This window comes from Nocardioides sp. (genome assembly GCF_035697785.1).
In the GTDB taxonomy this organism is placed as follows: Bacteria; Actinomycetota; Actinomycetes; order Propionibacteriales; family Nocardioidaceae; genus Nocardioides_B.
In genome coordinates this window covers 26,552-45,654 of sequence record NZ_DASSCL010000100.1, presented here as the reverse complement: position 1 = coordinate 45,654, position 19,103 = coordinate 26,552, and the positions used below count along the sequence as shown (strand labels likewise).

Sequence of the window (19,103 nt, the reverse complement as noted above, 5' to 3'; positions counted from 1 at the left end):
GCCTCGCTGCAGAACAGGCCGTCGCGTGGCGGCGCGAGATGAAGAGCATGGTCATCCGGCTCGTCGCGATGTCGCTGAAGAGCGGCCATCTCGCCGTAGCCGAGTTCCGGAACCATCGGATCAAGGCGCTCGTCCGGGCAGAGAACGGGCACGAGGCCTACCTCGCCATCATTGCCGAGGGAGTGCCGGACCCGCAGATGTTCGCGCTGCTTCTGGACTGCGTCCCCGGAGTTGCGCCCGAAGACTGGCAGCCCGAACCGTCGCCTCTGGCCGAGATGAACCCTGGCTCGGGCGAGATCATCTGGTCGACGCTGTTTCCGTCCGAGGTCGCTCGCGCGATCCTCGACCTGGACGGCGATGACTGAGGCCAGCGGTCCGCAAATAGTCCGCAAGAAGTCCAGCCGAGACCGATTCTCGCCGACGACGTCCAACGGTCTCGCGAACGCGTTTCCGCAGGTCAGGCCGCGTTTTCCGGCATCAGTCGGCGATGACCACCAACGGCCGAAGCCCCGCGTGATCGTTCCGCTTCAACGTCTGACAGGCGATGGGTGGCGCCCAGCGGTCGTCCCGATCTTGAGAGCCGCGGCCAAACCTGTTACTGGCCCGCCGCCGCCTGCAGCACCCGGTCCAGCATCTGCTGGGGGTTGAAGTCGGGCGGTGGTTGTCGGGGCGGGAAGGCGTCGAACGTAGCGGCGTGCTGCTGGACGAGGGCGGCGGCCGGTAGCACCGTCCAGAGCTTCTCGCCGGCGTAGAGCGGGTACGCCGGGGCGTCCATGTGCTGCTCGAACGGGTCGACCCGCAGGTTCACCGGTCGTGGGACCGTCGGGCGGAGCATGGCACCGGCGAACCAGTCGTCCTTGACCAGGAAGTGCACCTTCCAGTTGTTGTAGCGCAGCGCGAACAGGTCGTGCTCGCCGTAGTAGAAGAACTCGTGCCGTGGAGACTCCTCGACCTCGCCGCTCAGGTAGGGCAGCTGGTTGTAGCCGTCGAGGTGCACTCGGAAGTTCTTCTCTCCGGACTGGTACCCCTCCAGCAGCTGCTCCTTGATGTCCGGAACTCCGGCCGCGGCCATGACGGTCGGCACCACGTCCTCCAGGGACAGGATCCCGTTGAGGACCTGGCCGGCGGGGATGGTCCCCGGCCAGCGGATGGTGAACGGCGCCCGGAAGCCGCCCTCCCAGCCCAGCCCCTTCTCGCCCCGGAACGGCGACGTGCCGCCATCGGGCCAGGTGAACTTCTCGGCGCCGTTGTCGGTGGTGAAGACGACCACGGTGTTGTCGGCGATGCCGAGGTCGTCCAGCTTCTGGAGCAGCCCGCCCACCACCCAGTCGAGCTCTGCCATGCCGTCGGCGTAGCGACCCAGCCCGGTGCTGTCCTTCCACCTCTCCGAGAGGCGCGTCCAGACGTGCATCCGCGTGGTGTTGTGCCAGAGCAGGAACGGAGTCCCGGCCCGGTGGGCGCGGTCGATGAAGTCGAGCGACCGTTCCAACAGGTCCTCCTCCACGCTCTCCATCCGTCTGCGCGTCAGCGGACCGGTGTCGTTGATCGTCTGCTTGCCGACCTTCCCGAAACGCGGGTCCTCCGTCGGGTCATCGATGTCGGTGGCCTTGCACTCGAGCACCCCTCGCGGCATGAAGAACTGCTGGAAGATCGGCAGGTCCTTCGGGTAGTCGGGCTGCTCGGGCTCCTCCTCGGCGTTGAGGTGGTAGAGGTTCCCGTAGAACTCGTCGAACCCGTGCACCGTCGGCAGGAACTCGTTGCGGTCACCGAGATGGTTCTTGCCGTGCTGTGCGGTCACGTAGCCGAGGGGCTTGAGCAGTTCCGCGAGGGTCGGGTCCTCGGGCTGCAGGCCCTGCTTCGCACCTGGCAGCCCGACAGTCGTCAGGCCGGTTCGCATCGGGATCTGACCGGTGATGAACGCGGCCCGCCCCGCCGTACAGCTCGCCTGCGCGTACGCGTCGGTCGCCATCGCCCCCTCGGAGGCGATCCGGTCGATGTTGGGCGTCCTGGTGCCCATCAGCCCCCGGTGGTAGGCGCCGACGTCGAACCAGCCGATGTCGTCGGCCAGGATCAGGAGAATGTTCGGCTTCTCGGTCGACATGTGGGGCGCCCTTCCTGAGCGGTCTTGGCGTCGCTGGGCGGGAGCCCGGCGAGACGTTCCCGGCCGCACCCGTCTCGCCACCGACAGCCACACCTCGATGCTGGGCGAACCGGAGAGCGCGAGCATCATCCCCATCAGGTGAGCTGCGGGTAGTTCCCCCTCGTGGCTCGTGCCGGCGGAGAACGCCGATCCGCGGTGCGGCTGACGCATATCCCAGACCGCGCGTGGCTCGCCGTCCGCAGGGGTCGGCAGTGACAAGCCGAGTGGGCGGACCCGAGACACCCGTCTCCGCTATCGTCTCGGACAGGCAACACGCGGGCTTGTCAGCACCCTGCGGCTCAGCCTTGCTGGTGCAGTCAGTTCCTTCAGTGGTCGAGGGCGGTTTGACGGAGGGAATGTGTCGAACGAACGAGCCGCGCGACTCGGCGTCGTCCTGGCGCTGTCCTGGCTGATCGTTCTGACCGGCGTCAACTTCCTGCTTCCGCCGTCCAGCGTGCCCGATCCGCTGTTCCCGGTCGCGCCGCTCATCACCTGCGCGGTCTGCTCGGCCAGGACGACAGCGGGCTTCGCGGTGGCCGCGGTCCTGCTGACCGCCTTCTCCGGGATCTACAACCAGAACTGGGACACCGCCCAGCAGTGGGTGCGCCTTCTCGCCGTGGTGCTGATCAGTGGGGCGGCCGTCGTGATCGCCGAGGTGCGGATCCGGCGGGAACACCGGTTCGCCCGGGTCGCCGCGATCGCCGAGGTGGCCCAGCGTGTCATCCTGCCGACGCTGCCCAAGACGGCCGGTTCGGTGCACGCCACCGCCCAGTACTGGTCGTCGGCGGAGGACGCCATGGTGGGCGGGGACCTCTACGACTGCTCACTCACCGGCGGGCACGTCTGCTTCCTCATCGGTGACATGCGCGGCAAGGGTCTCGGCGCCATCGAGCAGGCCGCCCGCGTCATCCGCGCGTTCCGGCAGGCCGCGGCGCACTACTCCGACCTCGACGAGGTCGCCCGCGACATGGACTCCTACCTCCGGCCGTTCTTCGGCGAGGAGGACTTCGTCACCGCACTGATCGTCGACGTCACCCGGCCGAACCGGCTCACGGTGACGTGCTGCGGACACCCCCCGCCGCTGCTGGTCCGCGCCGACGGCACCGCGGAGCTGCTGAACATCCCGCCGGGGCTGCCGCTCGGCCTGGGCGGGAGCCACGACTCCTTCACCCTCACGTGGGGCACCGGGGACCGGCTGCTGCTGTACACGGACGGTGTCAGCGAGGCCCGCGGGTCCGACGGTGAGTTCCTCTCCCTGCTCAGCCTGGCTCCGGTCATCGGCGACGCCACGCTCGAGCAGGCGATGGAGGCGTTCCTCGCCAGCGTCCGCGACCACGTCCCGGGCGGAGAGCTCTCCGACGACGCTGCCCTGGTCCTGCTGGAGAACGCCAGCGAGGTGACGCCGAAGACCTCGGTAGCCTCCGTACGCCACGCGTAGCGGCGGCCACGGTCGCGCCCAGGCTTGGCCGATGACGGTCAGAACACCGTGGCCCAGTCGTCCTTCATGCTCACGACAGTCCAGCCGCTCTGCCTGGCCCGGTCGAGCGCCCGCTCGGCTCCCGCGGTGTAGTCGTACTCCCGCTCCGGGTCGTCGTGCAGGACCAGCAGGCGCAGCGTCGGCGCCTCCAGGTGCTGGGTGAAGTCGAGCATCTCGATGTCCCCGTTGGAGTTGCCCGCAGCAAGGATCGGTCGCCTGCCCGTGCGGGTCCAGATGCGGACCGGCTTCTCCGGACCATCGTCGAGGTAGTCGGCGGCCGCCTGGCGGACGATCGAGCCGCCCTGCGCGTTCGGGACGTACGTCAACGCGGTGCTGCTGCCGATCACCCGCTGGCGGGGCACGCCGTACACCTCCTCGGTGATCGGCCTCATGAAGTCGCGGCCACCCCCGGAGGCGATGTAGTTGGAGAACCCGTTGGCCGCGAGGTGGCCCAGGAGCTCGACCATCGGGGCGTAGGCGCACTCCAGGTACCCACGGCCCAGCAGCGGATGCTGGGTCTTCCGCAGGAACGCCTCGGACTGGTCCTCGAAGTCCTCCACGGTGATGTTGGCGAACGCCGCGAGCACGCCGCCCGCGAAGATTCTCACGTTGCTGTCGTTCCCCGCGTAGTGCTCGGCAAGGGTGTTCGTCAGCCACGCGTAGTCCTTCTCGTGGGCCGCCTTCCAGGGCTGGCGTCCGCGCAGCTCCGGGTCGCTCGCCGCCATCTCGGCCAGCCGTCGCAGGATGAAGTCCAGCTGGATCGGCATCGGCTTCTCGCACCAGAGGGTGCCGTCGTTGTCGAACACCGCCACCCGGTCGGCGGCCGGCACGCCCCCTGAGCCGTCGGCGCAGGCGCGCTCCACGAAGTCGAGGATCGTCTCCTTCGCCACACCCTCGTTCCACGTTGCCAGGGGTTCGCCCACGCCGCACCCGCCTCGTCGTACGTCGCCGTCGCCGTCATCGAACCAGCGGGATGTCGCCGTCCGCGTCACCCCGCGAGGGTGATGCCCCCACATCCGGCACCGACCTAGGTTGTGGCTCGACCCGGCGACGCCCTGCCCGGGCCCGCGGAGGAAGGACATCAATGTCGGACCGACCGAACATCCTGGTCATCTGGGGCGACGACATCGGGATCGCCAACCTGAGCTGCTACAGCGAGGGCCTGATGGGCTACCGGACGCCGAACATCGACCGGATCGCGGCGGAGGGCGTCCGGTTCATCGACTACTACGGCGAGCAGAGCTGCACGGCCGGCAGGGCCGCCTTCATCACCGGGCAGAACCCCTACCGCACCGGACTCACGAAGGTCGGCATGCCCGGGGCGGACATCGGGCTCCGGGCGGAGGACCCGACCATCGCCACGGCGCTCAAGGCCCTCGGCTACCGAACCGGCCAGTTCGGCAAGAACCACCTCGGCGACCGTGACGAGTTCCTGCCCACCGCCCATGGTTTCGACGAGTTCTTCGGCAACCTCTACCACCTCAACGCCGAGGAGGAGCCGGAGCACTTCGACTACCCGACCGAGGACGAGTTCCCCGACTTCCGCAGACGGTTCGGCCCGCGCGGCGTGCTTCACTCCTGGGCCACCGGGGACGGGACACAGAAGGTCGAGGACACCGGACCGCTCACCAAGGAACGGATGAAGACCGTCGACGACGAGATCCTGCCCGACGCGCTGCGGTTCATGACCGAGGCGAAGGACGCCGACACCCCGTTCTTCGTGTGGTTCAACACCACCCACATGCACTTCCGCACGCACCTCAAGGACGGCAGCCGCGGCCGGGCGGGGCGCTGGCAGTCGGAGTACCACGACACGATGTGCGACCACGACGAGCTGGTCGGCGAGCTGCTGGACCACCTCGACGACAACGGTCTCGCCGACAACACGATCGTCGTGTACTCCACGGACAACGGCCCGCACATGAACTCGTGGCCGGACGCCGGGATGACGCCGTTCCGCAACGAGAAGAACTCCTGCTGGGAGGGCGCCTACCGGGTGCCGGCGATGGTCCGGTGGCCCGCCCGGATCCCTGCCGGCCGGGTGCTGAACGGCATCGTCAGCCACACCGACTGGTTCGTCACCCTGCTGGCCGCCGCCGGGGAGGCCGACGTGGCCGACCGGCTCAAGGCAGGTGCCGACCTGGGTGGTACGACGTACAAGGTCCATCTCGACGGGCACAACCAGCTCGACTACATCACCGGCGCCGCCGACCAGAGTCCGCGCACGCACTTCTTCTACGTCTCGGACGACGGCGATCTGACCGCGATGCGGTACGACAACTGGAAGCTGGTCTTCCTCGAGCAGCGGGCCGTGGGCACGTTGCGTGTCTGGGCCGAGCCCTACACCGAGCTCCGGGTGCCCAAGATGTTCAACCTGCGCACCGATCCCTACGAGCGCGCCGACATCACGTCCAACACCTACTACGACTGGCTCATCGACCACGCCTGGCTGGTGGTGCCCGCGCAGGCGTACGTCGCGCAGATGCTCCAGACGCTGGCCGAGTTCCCGGCCCGGCAGGCACCCGCCAGCTTCAGCCTGGAGCGTGTGATGCAGCACCTGCGGGCCGGCGTCCCCAGCGCCTGACCCGGCTCAGGGCGGAGCATTCTGTGTCGAGCACGAAGCAGGGCCGACCCGACGTCTACAGTCGGCGGGTGCACAGCGAGCCGGTCAGCCTCCCGGGCGGGACCTTCGTGATGGGTTCCGACGCGCACTATCCCGAGGAACGGCCCACCCATCACGTGCGGGTGGCTGCGTTCGCCATCGATCCGGTGCCGGTCACCAACGCCGACTTCGAGGAGTTCGTGCGGGCGACGGGCTACGTGACGGTCGCCGAGCGTCCGCTCGACCCGGCCGACTTCCCGGAGGCCCCGGCGGAGAACCTCGTGCCCGGCTCGATGGTGTTCACTCCGACCAGCGGCCCGGTCGACCTGCGGCACATCAGCCTGTGGTGGACCTGGACGCCGGGCGCCTGCTGGCGCCACCCCGAGGGTGCCGGCAGCTCGATCAAGCGCCGGCGCGACCATCCGGTCGTGCAGGTGGCGCACGAGGACGCCGCCGCCTACGCGGCCTGGGCGGGTGCCGAACTGCCCACCGAGGCCGAGTGGGAGTACGCCGCACGCGGCGGCCTCGAGGGAGCGACGTTCACCTGGGGGGACGAACCCCGTCCCGGCGGCCGGATCATGGCCAACACGTGGGACGGGCCGGACTTCCCGTGGCGCAGCACCCGGGAGAGCGGGTGGACGCGGACGTCCCCGGTCGGGAGCTTCCCGGCCAACGGCTTCGGGCTGCACGACATGGCCGGCAACGTCTGGGAGTGGACCCAGGACTGGTGGACCACGCACCATCCCGACGACGCAGCGTCACCGTGCTGCGTCCCGGACAACCCGCGTGGCGGTGCGGAGGCGAACAGCTACGACGCCGCCCAGCCCCAGTTCCGGATCGGCCGCAAGGTGATCAAGGGTGGCTCGCACCTGTGCGCCGACTCCTACTGCCTGCGCTACCGCCCCGCCGCACGCCGCCCCCAGATGGTGGACACCGGGATGAGCCACATCGGGTTCCGGTGCGCGCGACGGGGTGCCGAGACTGCCTGATCGCTCGGCTGCAGGATCTCGGGGGCATCCCGACCGGGCCGCGGGGGGCGCCATCCGTGGTCGGGTGCGACACGCACGGCGGCCCCCGATGCCAGGGTGAGGGCGCCTCATGCCGCACAATCTTTACTTCCGTCCTCAAACCTCGGGGGAGATCGTGGTGCGTCGATCCTCAACTGTCCGGGCGAGCAGGAAGCTCGTCGCCGTCGGCCTCGGCACGCTGCTCGTGGGGCTCGCCACCGGCGGTCCCGCGACCAGTGAGGACGTGCCGCTGCCGCTGGGCGACGCCGACCTGGTCGAGACCCGCACGGTCACCGAGCTCGCGCCCGGGGTCTCGCTGACCCACATCTCGCGCGGCACCGAGCCGGCGAGGGAGAAGGACTACCAGACCACGCGCCGCGGCCCGTGGCAGGTGCGGGTGCTCACGATCGACCCGGCCGTCGCGGTGGGCAGCCTGCGGGCGACGTACGGCCCCGACCTCGCCCCTACGGAGAAGACCAGCGAGCTCGCGGCCTACTCCGGGGCGATGGCAGCGGTGAACGCCTCGTTCTTCACGTTCTCGGGCAGCAGCAACTACCCAGGGGACCCGGTCGGGCTCGGCTTGTACGACGGGCAGCTGCTGAGTGAGCCGAGCACCGGGACCGCGGAGGTCTCCCTGCTCGTCGACTCGCGCACCAACCAGGTCTCGATGCCGGGCAAGCTGTCCTGGCGGGAGCGGGTGGTGAACAAACGCACCGGCAACGGGCTCAAGGTCGAGATGCTCGGCCACCCGCCGGTCGTGCCCGCCGAGTGCGCCAAGAAGAACAACCCCACCAAGTGCCGCCAGTCCGGAGACGTGGTCCGGCTGCCCGCCCAGTTCAGCGCGAACACGCCGAGCGGCAAGGGCGTCGAGGTGGTGCTCGGCCGCAACGGCTGCGTGATCCGCAGGGAGAAGGAGCGCGGCACCACGCTCAAGCCGGTGCAGACCTCGATCCAGGCGACCGGCAAGCAGACCAAGCGGCTGATGACGATCACCCGCATGCACAACAACAAGCGCAAGGCCTGCCTCCGCAGCAGCATGCGCCTGCGCGACAGCACGGGTGCCCGGATCCCGACGGGTCCCTGGATGTACGGCGTGAACGGCCGCTTCACCCTGACCCGCGCGGGTCAGGTCGCCGTGCCGCGCGGCGAGACGTCGCTGTTCCAGCGACACCCCCGCACCTTCGTCGGCCGCACCAGCGCCGGCCAGATCCGGATCGTCACCATCGACGGCCGGCAGGCCACCAGCGTTGGCGCCGGGCTGCGCGAGACGGCCGCGGTCGCGCTGGCTCTCGACATGGCCGACTCGATCAACCTCGATGGCGGCGGATCGACCACGATGGTGGTCAACGGAGCCGTGGCCAACCGGCCGAGCGGCAGCAGTGAGCGCGAGGTCGGCGACGCCTTGATCTGGTCCCCGACGCCCTGGGCGCGCCGACGCTGATCGGCTAGCCCGCGCGGCTCGCCCGGAAGCGGTCGGCCGCGACACGCCCCAGCAGCCGAGACGGGGTGTGGTTTTCTCGGATCAATAGTGTAGTAATTTAGGTGACTTAGTTCAGGACACTCGAAGGAGTCACCTCATGCCAACCCCCGGAACCATCCACGCGCACACCCGGCGCCGCCGGCCGTCGCTCGTGGCGGGCGTCGCCACCGCACTGCTCTCCCTGCTCGGGCTCGCCGCGTGCGGTGCCGAGGAGAAGGGTGCGCACCTCGCCCTGACCGCCGCCGTCCCCGACGAGGTTCCCGCCGGCACCGTGCTGCGTGTGGGGGACCCGGCCACCCAGACCGCGCTCGAGGAGTCCGGCCTCATCGACGAGCTCGACGTCGAGGTCGAGTGGGCCAACATCAGCGGCGGCCCCAAGACACTCGAGGCGTTCCGCGCCGACGCGATCGACGTCGGTGCGGTGGCCGACATTCCTCCGCTGTTCGCCAAGTGGACCGGCACCGACATCCGCATCGTCGCGGCTCGCGAGACCGTCGACCCGCTGAACCACCCGACCTACGAGCTCGGCGTCGCACCCGGCGCGGGCGTGGAGAGCCTGGAGGACCTCGAGGGCAAGAAGATCGCCTACAGCCCGGGGCAGGCCCAGGGCGCACTCGTGCTGCGGGTCCTCAAGCAGGTCGGGCTCGAGCAGGACGACGTCGAGCTGGTGGAGATGACCAGCGTCGACGACGCCTACGTCAACGCCCTCGGCAGCAAGCAGGTCGACGTCGCACCCCTCGGGCAGACCCTCGTCAAGACCTACCGTGCGAAGTACGAGCAGGACGGCGCCACCACCCTCCAGCCCGGCGTGCGCGACGACTCATGGACGCTCTACGCACCCACCGAGACGCTCGAGGACGCGAGCATCGCGGCCGCGCTGAAGGAGTACGTCGCCGCGTGGGCGAAGGCCCAGCAGTGGATCAGCGAGCACCCCGACGAGTTCGCGCAGGCCTTCTACGTCGACCACGAGGGCCTCTCGCCGGAGGACGCGAAGTTCGTCGTCGACGCGCTCGGGACGTTCGAGGTGCCGACCTCGTGGGACGAGTTCATCGCCCGGCACCAGGAGACGGCCGACCTGCTCGAGAAGGAGCAGGGGCAGGAGCCGCTCGACGTCGAGGCGCTCTACGACCGCCGCTACGAGAAGGTCATCGCCAACGCCGTCGAAGGAACCTCATGAGCACCCTGCAGGCGACCCACAGCCCCGCGCAGGAGGTGGACGCAACCTCCGACGACCGCGTCGTGCGACGCCGGCTGGGGCCGGGGCGACGCATCCCGTTCGGCTTCGCGATCGGACCGGTCCTGCTCCTCGCCCTGTGGGCGGTCGGCTCCGCGACGGGGTTCCTGGACCCGCGGACCCTGTCCGAGCCCTGGACCGTCGTCGCCACGGCGGCCGGCCTGGCCGAGAGCGGCCGCCTCCAGGACAGCCTGCTCACCTCGGCGCTGCGTGCCCTGCTGGGGCTGGGCATCGGCGTCGCGGTCGGCACGGTGCTCGCGGTCCTCTCCGGCCTGTCGCGGACGGGCGAGGCGCTCATCGACGGACCGATCCAGGTGAAGCGCTCCATCCCCACGCTGGCGCTGATCCCGCTGCTCATCCTCTGGCTGGGCATCGGCGAGGAGATGAAGGTCGTCACCATCGCGCTCGGCGTCATGGTGCCGATCTACATCCACACCCACAACGGCCTACGCAGCATCGAGGGCCGCTACGCGGAGCTCGCGGAGACGATCGGGGTGAGCCGCGCCGAGTTCATCCGCGCCGTCGTGCTGCCCGGCGCGATGCCCGGCTTCCTGCTGGGGCTGCGGTTCGCGGTGACCACCGCGCTGCTGGCGTTGGTCGTGGTCGAGCAGGTCAACTCCACGAGCGGGATCGGCCACATGATCACGCTCGCGTCCAACTACGGCCAGACCGACGTGATCGTCGTCGGACTCGTCGTCTACGCCGTCCTGGGTCTCGTGGCCGACGGCTCCGTCCGACTCATCGAGAGGAAGGCACTTTCATGGCGCCGCACCCTGGCAAGCTGACGGACCCCGACGCCGACGTGGCCGTCCGGGTCCGCAACCTGCACCGAAGCTTCAACGAGGCAGGCGGGGTCCTCAACGGCCTGGACCTGCGCATCGCACCGGGCGAGTTCGTCGCCCTGCTCGGCCGCAGCGGCAGCGGCAAGAGCACGCTGCTGCGGGCGCTGGCCGGGCTGGACCGTGAGGTCACCGGGCACGGCAGCATCTCGGTGCCCGAGAACGTGTCCGTCGTGTTCCAGGACTCGCGGCTGCTGCCCTGGCGACGCGTGCTCGACAACGTCGTCTTCGGGCTGCGCGCCCCCGACGCCGAGGAGCGCGGACGCGTCGCCCTCGCGGAGGTCGGCCTCGAGGGCCGGGAGCGCGCCTGGCCGCACGAGCTCTCCGGCGGCGAGCAGCAGCGGGCCGCGCTCGCTCGCTCCCTGGTGCGCGATCCGCAGCTGCTGCTGGCCGACGAGCCCTTCGGGGCTCTCGACGCGCTCACCCGGATCCGGATGCACGTGCTGCTCCGCAAGCTCTGCGAGGCACACCGGCCGGCGGTGCTGCTGGTGACCCACGACGTCGACGAGGCGATCGTGCTCGCCGACCGGGTCATCGTGCTGGACGACGGCGTCGTACGTCGGGACGTGCCGGTGCACCTGACCGGACGCCGCTCCCAGGCGGACCCGGAGTTCGCCGAGCTGCGGACGCACCTGCTCGCCGAGCTCGGTGTCGAGGACGACGCCGAGGCGGCCCGACGTTCCTACCCCCTCCACCGGAAGGCGGCCTCATGAGCCTGCACCTCAACCTGTTCATCTATCCCGGCGGTCACCACGAGGCGGCCTGGCGCTACCCGGGATCGGCACCGGACCGAGTGCTCGACATCGGCTACTACCAGGACCTGGCCCGGCAGGCGGAGGCGGCGAAGTTCGACGCGGTGTTCTTCGCCGACGGCCCGGCGCTGGCCGACAACATCCGCTACGCGTCCCGGTTCCGGCTGGAGCCGTTCACGTGGATGTCCGCGATCGCCGCGGTCACCGAGCGGATCGGGCTGATCGGGACCGCGTCGACGACGTACTCCGAGCCCTACAACCTGGCCCGGTTGTTCGCGTCCCTGGACCACCTGAGCAAGGGCAGGGCCGGATGGAACATCGTCACCACTGGCGCCCCGAACGCGGCCCAGAACTTCGGGCTGGACGAGCATCCCGTGCACGCCGACCGCTACGCGCGCGCCGAGGAGTTCCTCGAGGTGGTCACGAAGCTGTGGGACAGCTGGGAGGACGACGCATTCGTCGCCGACGCGGAGAGCGGTGTCTTCGCCGACACCGACCTGATCCACTCGGTCGACCACGTCGGGCCGCACTTCTCGGTCGCCGGCCCGCTCAACACGGCACGGTCGCCCCAGGGCCGGCCGGTGTACGTCCAGGCCGGCTCGTCCGAGGACGGTCGTGCGTTCGCCGCCCGATGGGCGGAGGCGATCTTCACCGCGCACCAGACGCTGGACAGCGCCCGCGGCTTCTACGCGGACATCAAGGCGCGGGCCGGTCGGCTCGGCCGCAACCCCGCCCACGTGAAGATCCTGCCGGGGATCAGCCCGGTGCTCGGGTCGACCATGAGCGAGGCGCAGGACCTGCACGACGAGCTCAACCACCTCACCCAGCCGGCGTACTCGCTGGACGTGCTGCGCCGGCTGACCGGTGCCGACCTCTCGGCGTACGACCTCGACGGCCCGTTCCCGCGGCACCTCGTCGACGAGACCGGGGAGCGCGGCGTCAGCAGCCGCTCACAGCTCGTGCTCGACATCGTGGACCGGGAGCAGCCGACGATCCGCCAGCTGATGCATCGGCTCGCCGGAGCGCGCGGGCACCAGGTCGTCGTCGGGACCCCCGAGTCGGTGGCCGACCAGATCCAGGCGTGGCACGAGGCCGGCGCGGCCGACGGGTTCAACGTCATGCCGCCGTGGCTGACCGGCGGCTTCGACGTGTTCGTCGAGGAGGTGGTGCCGATCCTGCGCGGTCGCGGCTTGTTCCGCACCGACTACTCGGGCAGCACCCTGCGCGAGCACTATGGGCTGGACCGTCCGGTCAGCCAGTACGCCCGCACCGACCAGCACCTGGAGACAGCATGACGACAGACCACTGGCGCAGCCTCGGCACCACCGGAGTCCGGGTGAGCCCGCTGACCCTCGGCACGATGATGTTCGGCGCGTGGGGCAACACCGACCACGCCGAGAGCGTCCGGATCATCCACCGCGCGCTCGACGCGGGCGTCAACGTCGTGGACACCGCCGACGTCTACGCCCGCGGGGAGTCGGAGGAGATCGTCGGCCGCGCGCTCAAGGGCCGCCGCGACGACGTCGTGCTGGCCACCAAGTTCCACGGCGCGATGTCCGACGACGACCCCAACCAGGGCGGCAACTCCCGGCGCTGGGTCATCCGCGAGGTGGAGAGCTCGCTGCGGCGCCTGCAGACCGACCACATCGACATCTACCAGGTGCACCGCCCGCGACCGGAGGCCGACATCGACGAGACCCTCGGCGCGCTGTCGGACCTCGTGCGCCAGGGCAAGATCCGCTACATCGGGACCTCGACCTTCCTGCCCTCGCAGATCGTCGAGGCGCAGTGGGTGGCGGAGCGACGGCACCGCGAGCGCCCGGTCACCGAGCAGCCGCCGTACTCCATCCTGGCCCGCGAGGTGGAGCGTGACGTGCTGCCGACCGCCGAGAAGTACGGCCTCGGCGTGCTGCCGTGGAGTCCCCTCGCCGGTGGCTGGCTGTCGGGCCGCTACCGACGCGGGGAGGACGCGCCGGTGTCGAGCCGGCAGCAGCGGCAGCCGGCCCGGCACGACCCGCGGTCGCCGGAGAACCGCCGCAAGCTCGAGGCGGTCTACGCACTCCAGGACCTCGCCGACGAGGCCGGGCTCTCCTTGATCCATCTCGCGCTGGCGTTCGTGCTCGAGCACCCCGCCGTGTCGTCGGCGATCATCGGACCCCGGACGATGGAGCAGCTGGAGTCGCAGCTCGGCGTCGAGAAGGTGACCCTGCCGCGAGACGTCCTGGACCGGATCGACGAGATCGTCCCGCCCGGGACGACCATCAACGACGCCGACCGCGGCTATGCGCCGCCGGCCCTGGTGGACCCCGACCGGCGGCGCATCCGGCGCTGACCCGTGCGGGAGGGCCCGCGGCCGGTGCCGCGGGCCCTCCCCACGCATGACCTCGACACGGCGGGGTACGGCGAGAGCATTCCACCCGTCACCGCAGGAGGTGCCATGTCCACCGACGCAATCGTGCTGCTGAAGAACGACCACAAGGAGATCCGCAAGGCGTTCACCGAGTTCGAGCGCGCCGGCGACCAGGCCCAGGTCACCAAGGGTCGCCTCGTGGACCGGATCATCGAGCTGCTCACGGTGCATACCTACATCGAGAACGAGGTCATGTACCCGAAGGTCCGCGAGCTGCTCCCCGACCTCGAGGACGACGTGCTCGAGTCCTACGAGGAGCACCACGTCGCGGACCTGCTCGTGATGGAGCTCGCTGCGATGAAGCCGGACGACGAGCGGTTCGACGCGAAGACCACGGTCCTCATCGAGAACGTGCGGCACCACATCGAGGAGGAGGAGCAGGAGTGGTTCCCGCAGGTCCGCGAGGGGCTCGGGCGCAAGGCCCTGCAGGACATCGGCGCCGAGATGATGCGCGCCAAGAGCGTCGCGCCGCGTCGGCCTTCCCAGCCCAGCGCGCTGAAGAAGGCCGTCGACGCCGTCATCTCGTGAGGCGGACCGCCTCGCGCATCCCTACCCGGCGGTGGCCTCCTCGAGCGGAGCCGCCGGTCCCTCACCCATGAGGACCGCGTAGCTGAAGCCGGCGATGAGCGCGCCCGCGATCGGCGCGAGGATGAACAGCCAGAGCTGGGCGATCGCGTCGCCGCCGGCGAAGAGTGCCGGGCCGATCGAGCGGGCCGGGTTCACCGACGTGTTGGTGACCGGGATGCTCACCAGGTGGATCAGGGTGAGGGACAGGCCGATCGCCAGCGGAGCGAAGCCCTTCGGGGCGCGAGTATCGGTGACGCCGAGGATCACGTAGAGGAACACCGCGGTGAGCACCACCTCGATCACGAGGCAGGCGAGCAGCGAGTAGCCACCGGGGGAGCGGTCGCCGTACCCGTTGGTGGCGAAGCCGGACTCGCTCGCAGAGAAGCCGTCGACACCGTTGGCCACCACCCACAGCACGGCCGCGGCAACGATCGCGGCGACCACCTGCGTGACGATGTAGCCAACGCTGTCCCTCCACGCGAACCGCCTCGAGGCGGCCAGCCCGAGGGTGATGGCCGGGTTGAAGTGGCCGCCGGAGACGTGACCGACGGCGTACGCCATCGTGACCACCGTGAGTCCGAAGGCGAGGGCCACCCCGGCGAAGCCGATGCCGAGCTGCGTGTCCTCGTCGTTGAGGAAGACGGCCGCGAGGACGGCCGAGCCGCAGCCGCCGAAGACGAGGACGAAGGTGCCGAGGAACTCGGCGGCCAGACGTTGGGGCGTGGTGGGCACGGTCGGCATCGGATCTCCCTTCGGGCCACGCCCGACCGGCGGGCTCCGGCCTGGGTCCTGCGGCCCTCCTGGGGCGACGCTAGTGCCTCCCGACCTCGCGTGGGGGCCGGTGCGAGTGATTTTCGGACTTGTCGTCTCGCTCCGCCGTGCGCAGGCCGCAGGGTCCGAAACGCCCCGATGTCGCGGTTTGGCGCGAAGTTTTACTTTCGGTTCGCCCCGGAACGTCCGGTTTTGCCCCGACGCGCCGGATGACCCACCGCAATCTGGGGGATCCCCGCGCGGCCGCCAACCCGGATCATTCGGTCATGAACCTGACGCAGTTCCACCGCATGCGCAAGGCCGTCCAGGTGAACGCCGCACCCGGGTCGACCGGGGACCTGTCGACCGTCGAGCGCTCGCTCCGGTCGATGCTGATGTCCAGCGGCCTGTTCGTGGAGGTCGAGGTGGAGCACACCGACGACCCCGACCAGCTGATCATCGCGCTGTGCACGTTCGACCCGCACGTGGCGGAGGCCGACGTCGCCGGCCAGCTCGAGCGGATGTGGGCCGACCGGGTGAGCTACCCGTTCTGGGAGGCGCACGCCCTGCTGGTCGAGCCGGACCACGTGGAGCTCGAGGCGGCGAGCCGGCCGAGTGCGATGGGTGGCTACGTGACCGTGCACCTGGTGGCGCAGAAGGCGCTCATCCCGGCGCAGCGGCAGTCCTCGGAGGCGTTGACGAGGGAGACCGCCGGCTCCTGACACCTCCTCGACGAGCCGCCCGCGCGCGTGACGGCCGGGCAACGACCTAGTCGAACCGGCTGCGCGGCATCGCGAAGACGTAGCGGTGCCGGGGGTACTCCGAGAGCGACCAGAGCTCGTCCGTCGACGGCCAGTAGGTGATGTCCTCCGGCCCCACCGGCAGCGCGAACCGGTGCCGGACCAGCTCACCGGGTGTGCCTGCCCACACGCTGCCCAGCCGGTAGGGCCCGGCGGAGGTGGTGAGGTACCACCGGCCGCGCACGACGACCGCGCCCTGGGTGTGGCCGACACCGCGTTCCTCCAGCAGCAGCGGTCGGGCCGTCCCGTCGTCGTCGGCGGTGAGCAGCGCGGAGCCGGGGTCGATCTCGTAGCGGACCAGGCGCGTCGTCATCGAGCCGCGGCCGTACTCGCCGGCCACCAGCTCCTGCGGCGTGCTGCTGCGGTCGAGGGACAGGAACGAGTAGCGCATCTGCTCGAGGCCGGTGTCGGTCACCGCGTCGTACCCGAAGCGGACCGGCAGCAGGTAGCGGTAGCCGAACCCGTGGACCGTGTCGTCGTCGATGCCGAGCCGGTCGGGATCCCCCTCGCCGGGCACCCGCACGACGTCGTCGAGCCGGAACGTGCTGAGGCCGCGCCGGGTGCCGGCGACGTGCAGGTGGTCGCCGTGCCAGACGATGCCACCGGCGTGGACGTGCACGGGGCGTACGTCGACCCGGCCGTGCTCGTCGACGTACGGCTCGACCAGCAGCACGTGCCGGTAGTGGACCCGTTCCCGGTCGGTCACGTCGACCACGGTGATCCTGGCTCCCTTGTCCAGCCCGCTCACCCGCTTGGAGTAGGCGCTGGTGAGCACGACGCGTCGGCCGTCGAACAACTCGTCGGGTCGCGCGTCGGCGGAGGTGGTGATCCCCTGCGGCCACCAACGCCGGGACCGGTGGTCCTCCTCGTTCCAGCGGAACCCCCACTGCACCTCGAGGCCGGGGACCGGTCCGGGCCGGGCCTCCCGGTTGAGGTCCTCGAGGACGCCCTCGAGCCCCACCCGGCCACCGAGGCGCTCGGCGAGCCGGTCCGTCTCGTCGACGCGCTCGCTGCTGCGGACGAGGTGGATGCCGGGACGGTTCACGCCCCCGTTCTACCCGACGAGGCGTGCGATCATGGCGCGCGTGCCCACGAGCGAACCCGCGGTGCCCACTCTCGTGATGGGCGCCGCCATCGTCCACGAGGGGCGCGTGCTCGCCGCGCGGCGCACCACCCCGGCCATCGCCGCGGGCCGCTGGGAGTTCCCCGGCGGCAAGGTCGAGCCGGGGGAGGACCCTGACGTCGCGATCGTGCGCGAGATCGGGGAGGAGCTCGGCTGCGTCGTCACGGTCACCGGGCGCCTCGACGGTGAGCAACCGGTGAAGCCCGGCTACACGCTGCGGGTGGCAGTCGCCGCCCTGACGGACGGTGAGCCCGTGCCGCACGAGCACGACGCGGTCCGCTGGCTCGGGCCCGACCAGCTCGACCTCGTGGAATGGCTGGAGCCGGACCTGCCGTTCCTGCCCGCGCTGCGCGAGCTGCTCGAGGCGTCGCCATGAGAGTGGTCTTCCACGAGCGGGACGAGGCCGACCGGGTCGTGGCCCGGCTCCACGCGGACGGCTTCGGGGCCGAGCTGGCGCGGGAGCGGTTCGCCGGCGAGGACGACGACGAGGACCACCCCTGGTCGGTGGTCACCGACGCGCCGGAGATCGTCGTCGAGGTCGTCGCGGAGGAGTACGACGGCTGGGTCGACCACGAGGACACCGGCGTACCGCAGCCACCGATGGGGCTGGAGCTGCCGGACGGTCCGCGTCGCATCAAGCGGCCCGAGAGGGACTGACTAGGCTCGACGGCATGGACCAGAGCCTGCTGTTGGTGCACGCCCATCCCGACGACGAGTCGATCAACAACGGGGCGACCATGGCGAAGTACGCCGCCCGCGGCACCCGCGTCACATTGGTGACGTGCACGCTCGGCGAGGAGGGCGAGGTCCTGGTCCCCGAGCTCGCCCACCTGGCCTCCGACAAGGACGACGCGCTCGGCGCGCACCGGGTCACCGAGCTGGCGCACGCGATGATGGAGCTCGGTGTCACCGACCACCGGTTCCTGGGCGGCGAGGGCCGCTACCGGGACAGCGGAATGGTCTGGCACGAGGAGGGCCACGCGATCGCGGGCGAGGACGTCAAGGAGGGCACGTTCTGGCGGGCCGACCTGACCGAGGCCGCGGACCACCTCGTCGAGGTCATCCGCGAGGTCCGGCCCCAGGTGATGGTCACCTACGACCAGTTCGGCAACTACGGGCACCCGGACCACATCCAGGCGCACCGGGTCGCCATGTACGGCGCGCAGCTGGCCGCCGTCCCGTCGTACCGGCTCGAGCTGGGGGAGCCGTGGGACGTCGCGAAGATCTACTGGGTCGGGATGTCGGAGAGCCGCATGCGCGAGGGGCTGCGTCGGCTGCGGGCCGCGGGGGACACGACCACGTTCGAGGGAATGGACCCCGACGGCGACATGCCGCCGTTCTTCACCCCCGACCACCTGCTGTCCGCGGTCGTCGACGGGGCCGACTTCGTGGACGCCAAGCTGCGCGCGATGAAGGCGCACGCCACCCAGATCGAGGTCGACGGGCCCTTCTTCGCGCTGTCCAACAACATCGGCAACGAGGTCTGGAGCAGCGAGTACTACCGGATCGCCAAGGGCACCCAGGGGCCGACGAACGGGGACGGGCTGGAGACCGACCTGTTCGCGGGCCTGTGAGGCACCTGGGCGCACTCCTCCTCGGTGCGGTGGTGGCACTCTCGGCGGTGGTCGTGCACCGGGTCGACGCGCTCGGTCTGCCAGTGGGGCTGCTGCTGGGTGGGCTCGCGTCGCTGTACACCGCGTGGCACCTGCGCCGCGGCGCGACCCCGCGCACCGCGGCGTCGTACTGCCTGGGCTGGGTCGCCGTCCTGGGGGTCCTGCTGGCCGGCAAGCCGGAGGGCGACTTCGTGCTGGCGAGCGACGCATCGGGGTACGCGCTGATGGGCGTCGGGTTCCTGTTGGTCGGGTTCGGCGTGGCGGCCCTGTTGGCTCGTTCGACGGGACCGACAACCTAGAATCCGTCCG

The 19,103-nt window shown here is 70.4% G+C and carries 19 protein-coding genes and 1 pseudogene; 16 read left to right on the top strand and 4 right to left on the bottom strand.

What is annotated here, in order from left to right; translation table 11 throughout:
• Positions 1-365: pseudogene (locus VFH10_RS10275) on the top strand (hypothetical protein); the annotation flags it as partial.
• A gap of 230 nt (positions 366-595) precedes the next feature.
• On the opposite strand, the gene VFH10_RS10270 reads toward VFH10_RS10275, so the two are convergent.
• Positions 596-2,101 carry an arylsulfatase gene (locus VFH10_RS10270; RefSeq protein WP_325128157.1) on the bottom strand — a complete coding sequence of 502 codons (1,506 nt, stop codon included), beginning with the start codon at positions 2,099-2,101 and terminating at the stop codon, positions 596-598.
• 397 nt (positions 2,102-2,498) lie between these two features.
• Here VFH10_RS10270 and VFH10_RS10265 point away from each other — a divergent pair, with 397 nt between their 5' ends.
• Positions 2,499-3,578: a PP2C family protein-serine/threonine phosphatase gene (locus VFH10_RS10265; protein ID WP_325128155.1), complete on the top strand. Its 1,080-nt coding sequence runs from the start codon at positions 2,499-2,501 to the stop codon at positions 3,576-3,578.
• A gap of 38 nt (positions 3,579-3,616) precedes the next feature.
• On the opposite strand, the gene VFH10_RS10260 is transcribed toward VFH10_RS10265, so the two are convergent.
• Positions 3,617-4,609, bottom strand: a complete 993-nt coding sequence (locus VFH10_RS10260; protein WP_325128153.1) for an HAD family hydrolase — start codon at positions 4,607-4,609, stop codon at positions 3,617-3,619.
• A gap of 92 nt (positions 4,610-4,701) precedes the next feature.
• Here VFH10_RS10260 and VFH10_RS10255 point away from each other — a divergent pair, with 92 nt between their 5' ends.
• From VFH10_RS10255 to VFH10_RS10215, 9 genes are all read left to right on the top strand, one after another.
• The gene (locus VFH10_RS10255; protein ID WP_325128151.1) at positions 4,702-6,201 is read left to right on the top strand and encodes an arylsulfatase; all 1,500 of its coding nucleotides are present in this window, start codon (positions 4,702-4,704) and stop codon (positions 6,199-6,201) included.
• Between the two features lie 68 nt (positions 6,202-6,269).
• A complete protein-coding gene (locus VFH10_RS10250) occupies positions 6,270-7,208 on the top strand; it encodes a formylglycine-generating enzyme family protein (protein WP_325128149.1) in 939 nt (312 codons plus the stop codon).
• 157 nt (positions 7,209-7,365) lie between these two features.
• The gene (locus VFH10_RS10245; RefSeq protein WP_325128147.1) at positions 7,366-8,667 is read left to right on the top strand and encodes a phosphodiester glycosidase family protein; all 1,302 of its coding nucleotides are present in this window, start codon (positions 7,366-7,368) and stop codon (positions 8,665-8,667) included.
• Between the two features lie 136 nt (positions 8,668-8,803).
• Entirely contained in the window at positions 8,804-9,883 is a 1,080-nt protein-coding gene (locus VFH10_RS10240; protein WP_325128145.1) for an ABC transporter substrate-binding protein, read from the top strand.
• Positions 9,880-10,725, top strand: a complete 846-nt coding sequence (locus VFH10_RS10235; protein ID WP_325128143.1) for an ABC transporter permease — start codon at positions 9,880-9,882, stop codon at positions 10,723-10,725. The genes VFH10_RS10240 and VFH10_RS10235 overlap by 4 nt, the downstream gene beginning before the upstream one ends.
• Complete coding sequence (locus VFH10_RS10230; RefSeq protein WP_325128141.1) at positions 10,701-11,492, top strand: ABC transporter ATP-binding protein; 792 nt, start codon at positions 10,701-10,703, stop codon at positions 11,490-11,492. The genes VFH10_RS10235 and VFH10_RS10230 overlap by 25 nt, the downstream gene beginning before the upstream one ends.
• Positions 11,489-12,826 carry an LLM class flavin-dependent oxidoreductase gene (locus VFH10_RS10225; protein ID WP_325128139.1) on the top strand — a complete coding sequence of 446 codons (1,338 nt, stop codon included), beginning with the start codon at positions 11,489-11,491 and terminating at the stop codon, positions 12,824-12,826. Before VFH10_RS10230 ends, VFH10_RS10225 begins: the two co-directional genes overlap by 4 nt.
• Positions 12,823-13,863 (top strand): aldo/keto reductase, encoded by a 1,041-nt coding sequence (locus VFH10_RS10220; protein ID WP_325128137.1) that lies wholly within the window; start codon positions 12,823-12,825, stop codon positions 13,861-13,863. Before VFH10_RS10225 ends, VFH10_RS10220 begins: the two co-directional genes overlap by 4 nt.
• A 105-nt stretch (positions 13,864-13,968) precedes the next feature.
• The gene (locus VFH10_RS10215) at positions 13,969-14,469 is read left to right on the top strand and encodes a hemerythrin domain-containing protein (protein ID WP_325128135.1); all 501 of its coding nucleotides are present in this window, start codon (positions 13,969-13,971) and stop codon (positions 14,467-14,469) included.
• Positions 14,470-14,490: 21 nt separating this feature from the next.
• Here VFH10_RS10215 and aqpZ read toward each other — a convergent pair whose 3' ends face one another.
• Complete coding sequence (aqpZ, locus tag VFH10_RS10210; RefSeq protein ID WP_325128133.1) at positions 14,491-15,249, bottom strand: aquaporin Z; 759 nt, start codon at positions 15,247-15,249, stop codon at positions 14,491-14,493.
• Between the two features lie 296 nt (positions 15,250-15,545).
• Between aqpZ and VFH10_RS10205 the strand changes: the two genes are divergently transcribed.
• The gene (locus VFH10_RS10205) at positions 15,546-15,980 is read left to right on the top strand and encodes a hypothetical protein (protein ID WP_325128132.1); all 435 of its coding nucleotides are present in this window, start codon (positions 15,546-15,548) and stop codon (positions 15,978-15,980) included.
• 46 nt (positions 15,981-16,026) lie between these two features.
• Here VFH10_RS10205 and VFH10_RS10200 read toward each other — a convergent pair whose 3' ends face one another.
• Positions 16,027-17,103, bottom strand: a complete 1,077-nt coding sequence (locus VFH10_RS10200; RefSeq protein WP_325128130.1) for a hypothetical protein — start codon at positions 17,101-17,103, stop codon at positions 16,027-16,029.
• A 40-nt stretch (positions 17,104-17,143) separates the two neighbouring features.
• On the opposite strand from VFH10_RS10200, the gene VFH10_RS10195 reads away from it, so the two are divergent.
• From VFH10_RS10195 to VFH10_RS10180, 4 genes are read left to right on the top strand one after another with little or no spacing between them, the layout of a single operon-like run.
• On the top strand, positions 17,144-17,557 hold the full coding sequence (locus VFH10_RS10195; protein WP_325128128.1) for a (deoxy)nucleoside triphosphate pyrophosphohydrolase: 414 nt from the start codon (positions 17,144-17,146) through the stop codon (positions 17,555-17,557).
• On the top strand, positions 17,554-17,838 hold the full coding sequence (locus VFH10_RS10190) for a hypothetical protein (protein WP_325128125.1): 285 nt from the start codon (positions 17,554-17,556) through the stop codon (positions 17,836-17,838). Before VFH10_RS10195 ends, VFH10_RS10190 begins: the two co-directional genes overlap by 4 nt.
• A gap of 14 nt (positions 17,839-17,852) precedes the next feature.
• Positions 17,853-18,755 (top strand): N-acetyl-1-D-myo-inositol-2-amino-2-deoxy-alpha-D-glucopyranoside deacetylase, encoded by a 903-nt coding sequence (gene mshB, locus VFH10_RS10185; protein WP_325128123.1) that lies wholly within the window; start codon positions 17,853-17,855, stop codon positions 18,753-18,755.
• Entirely contained in the window at positions 18,752-19,093 is a 342-nt protein-coding gene (locus VFH10_RS10180; protein WP_325128121.1) for a hypothetical protein, read from the top strand. Before mshB ends, VFH10_RS10180 begins: the two co-directional genes overlap by 4 nt.
• Positions 19,094-19,103 lie beyond the last annotated feature (10 nt).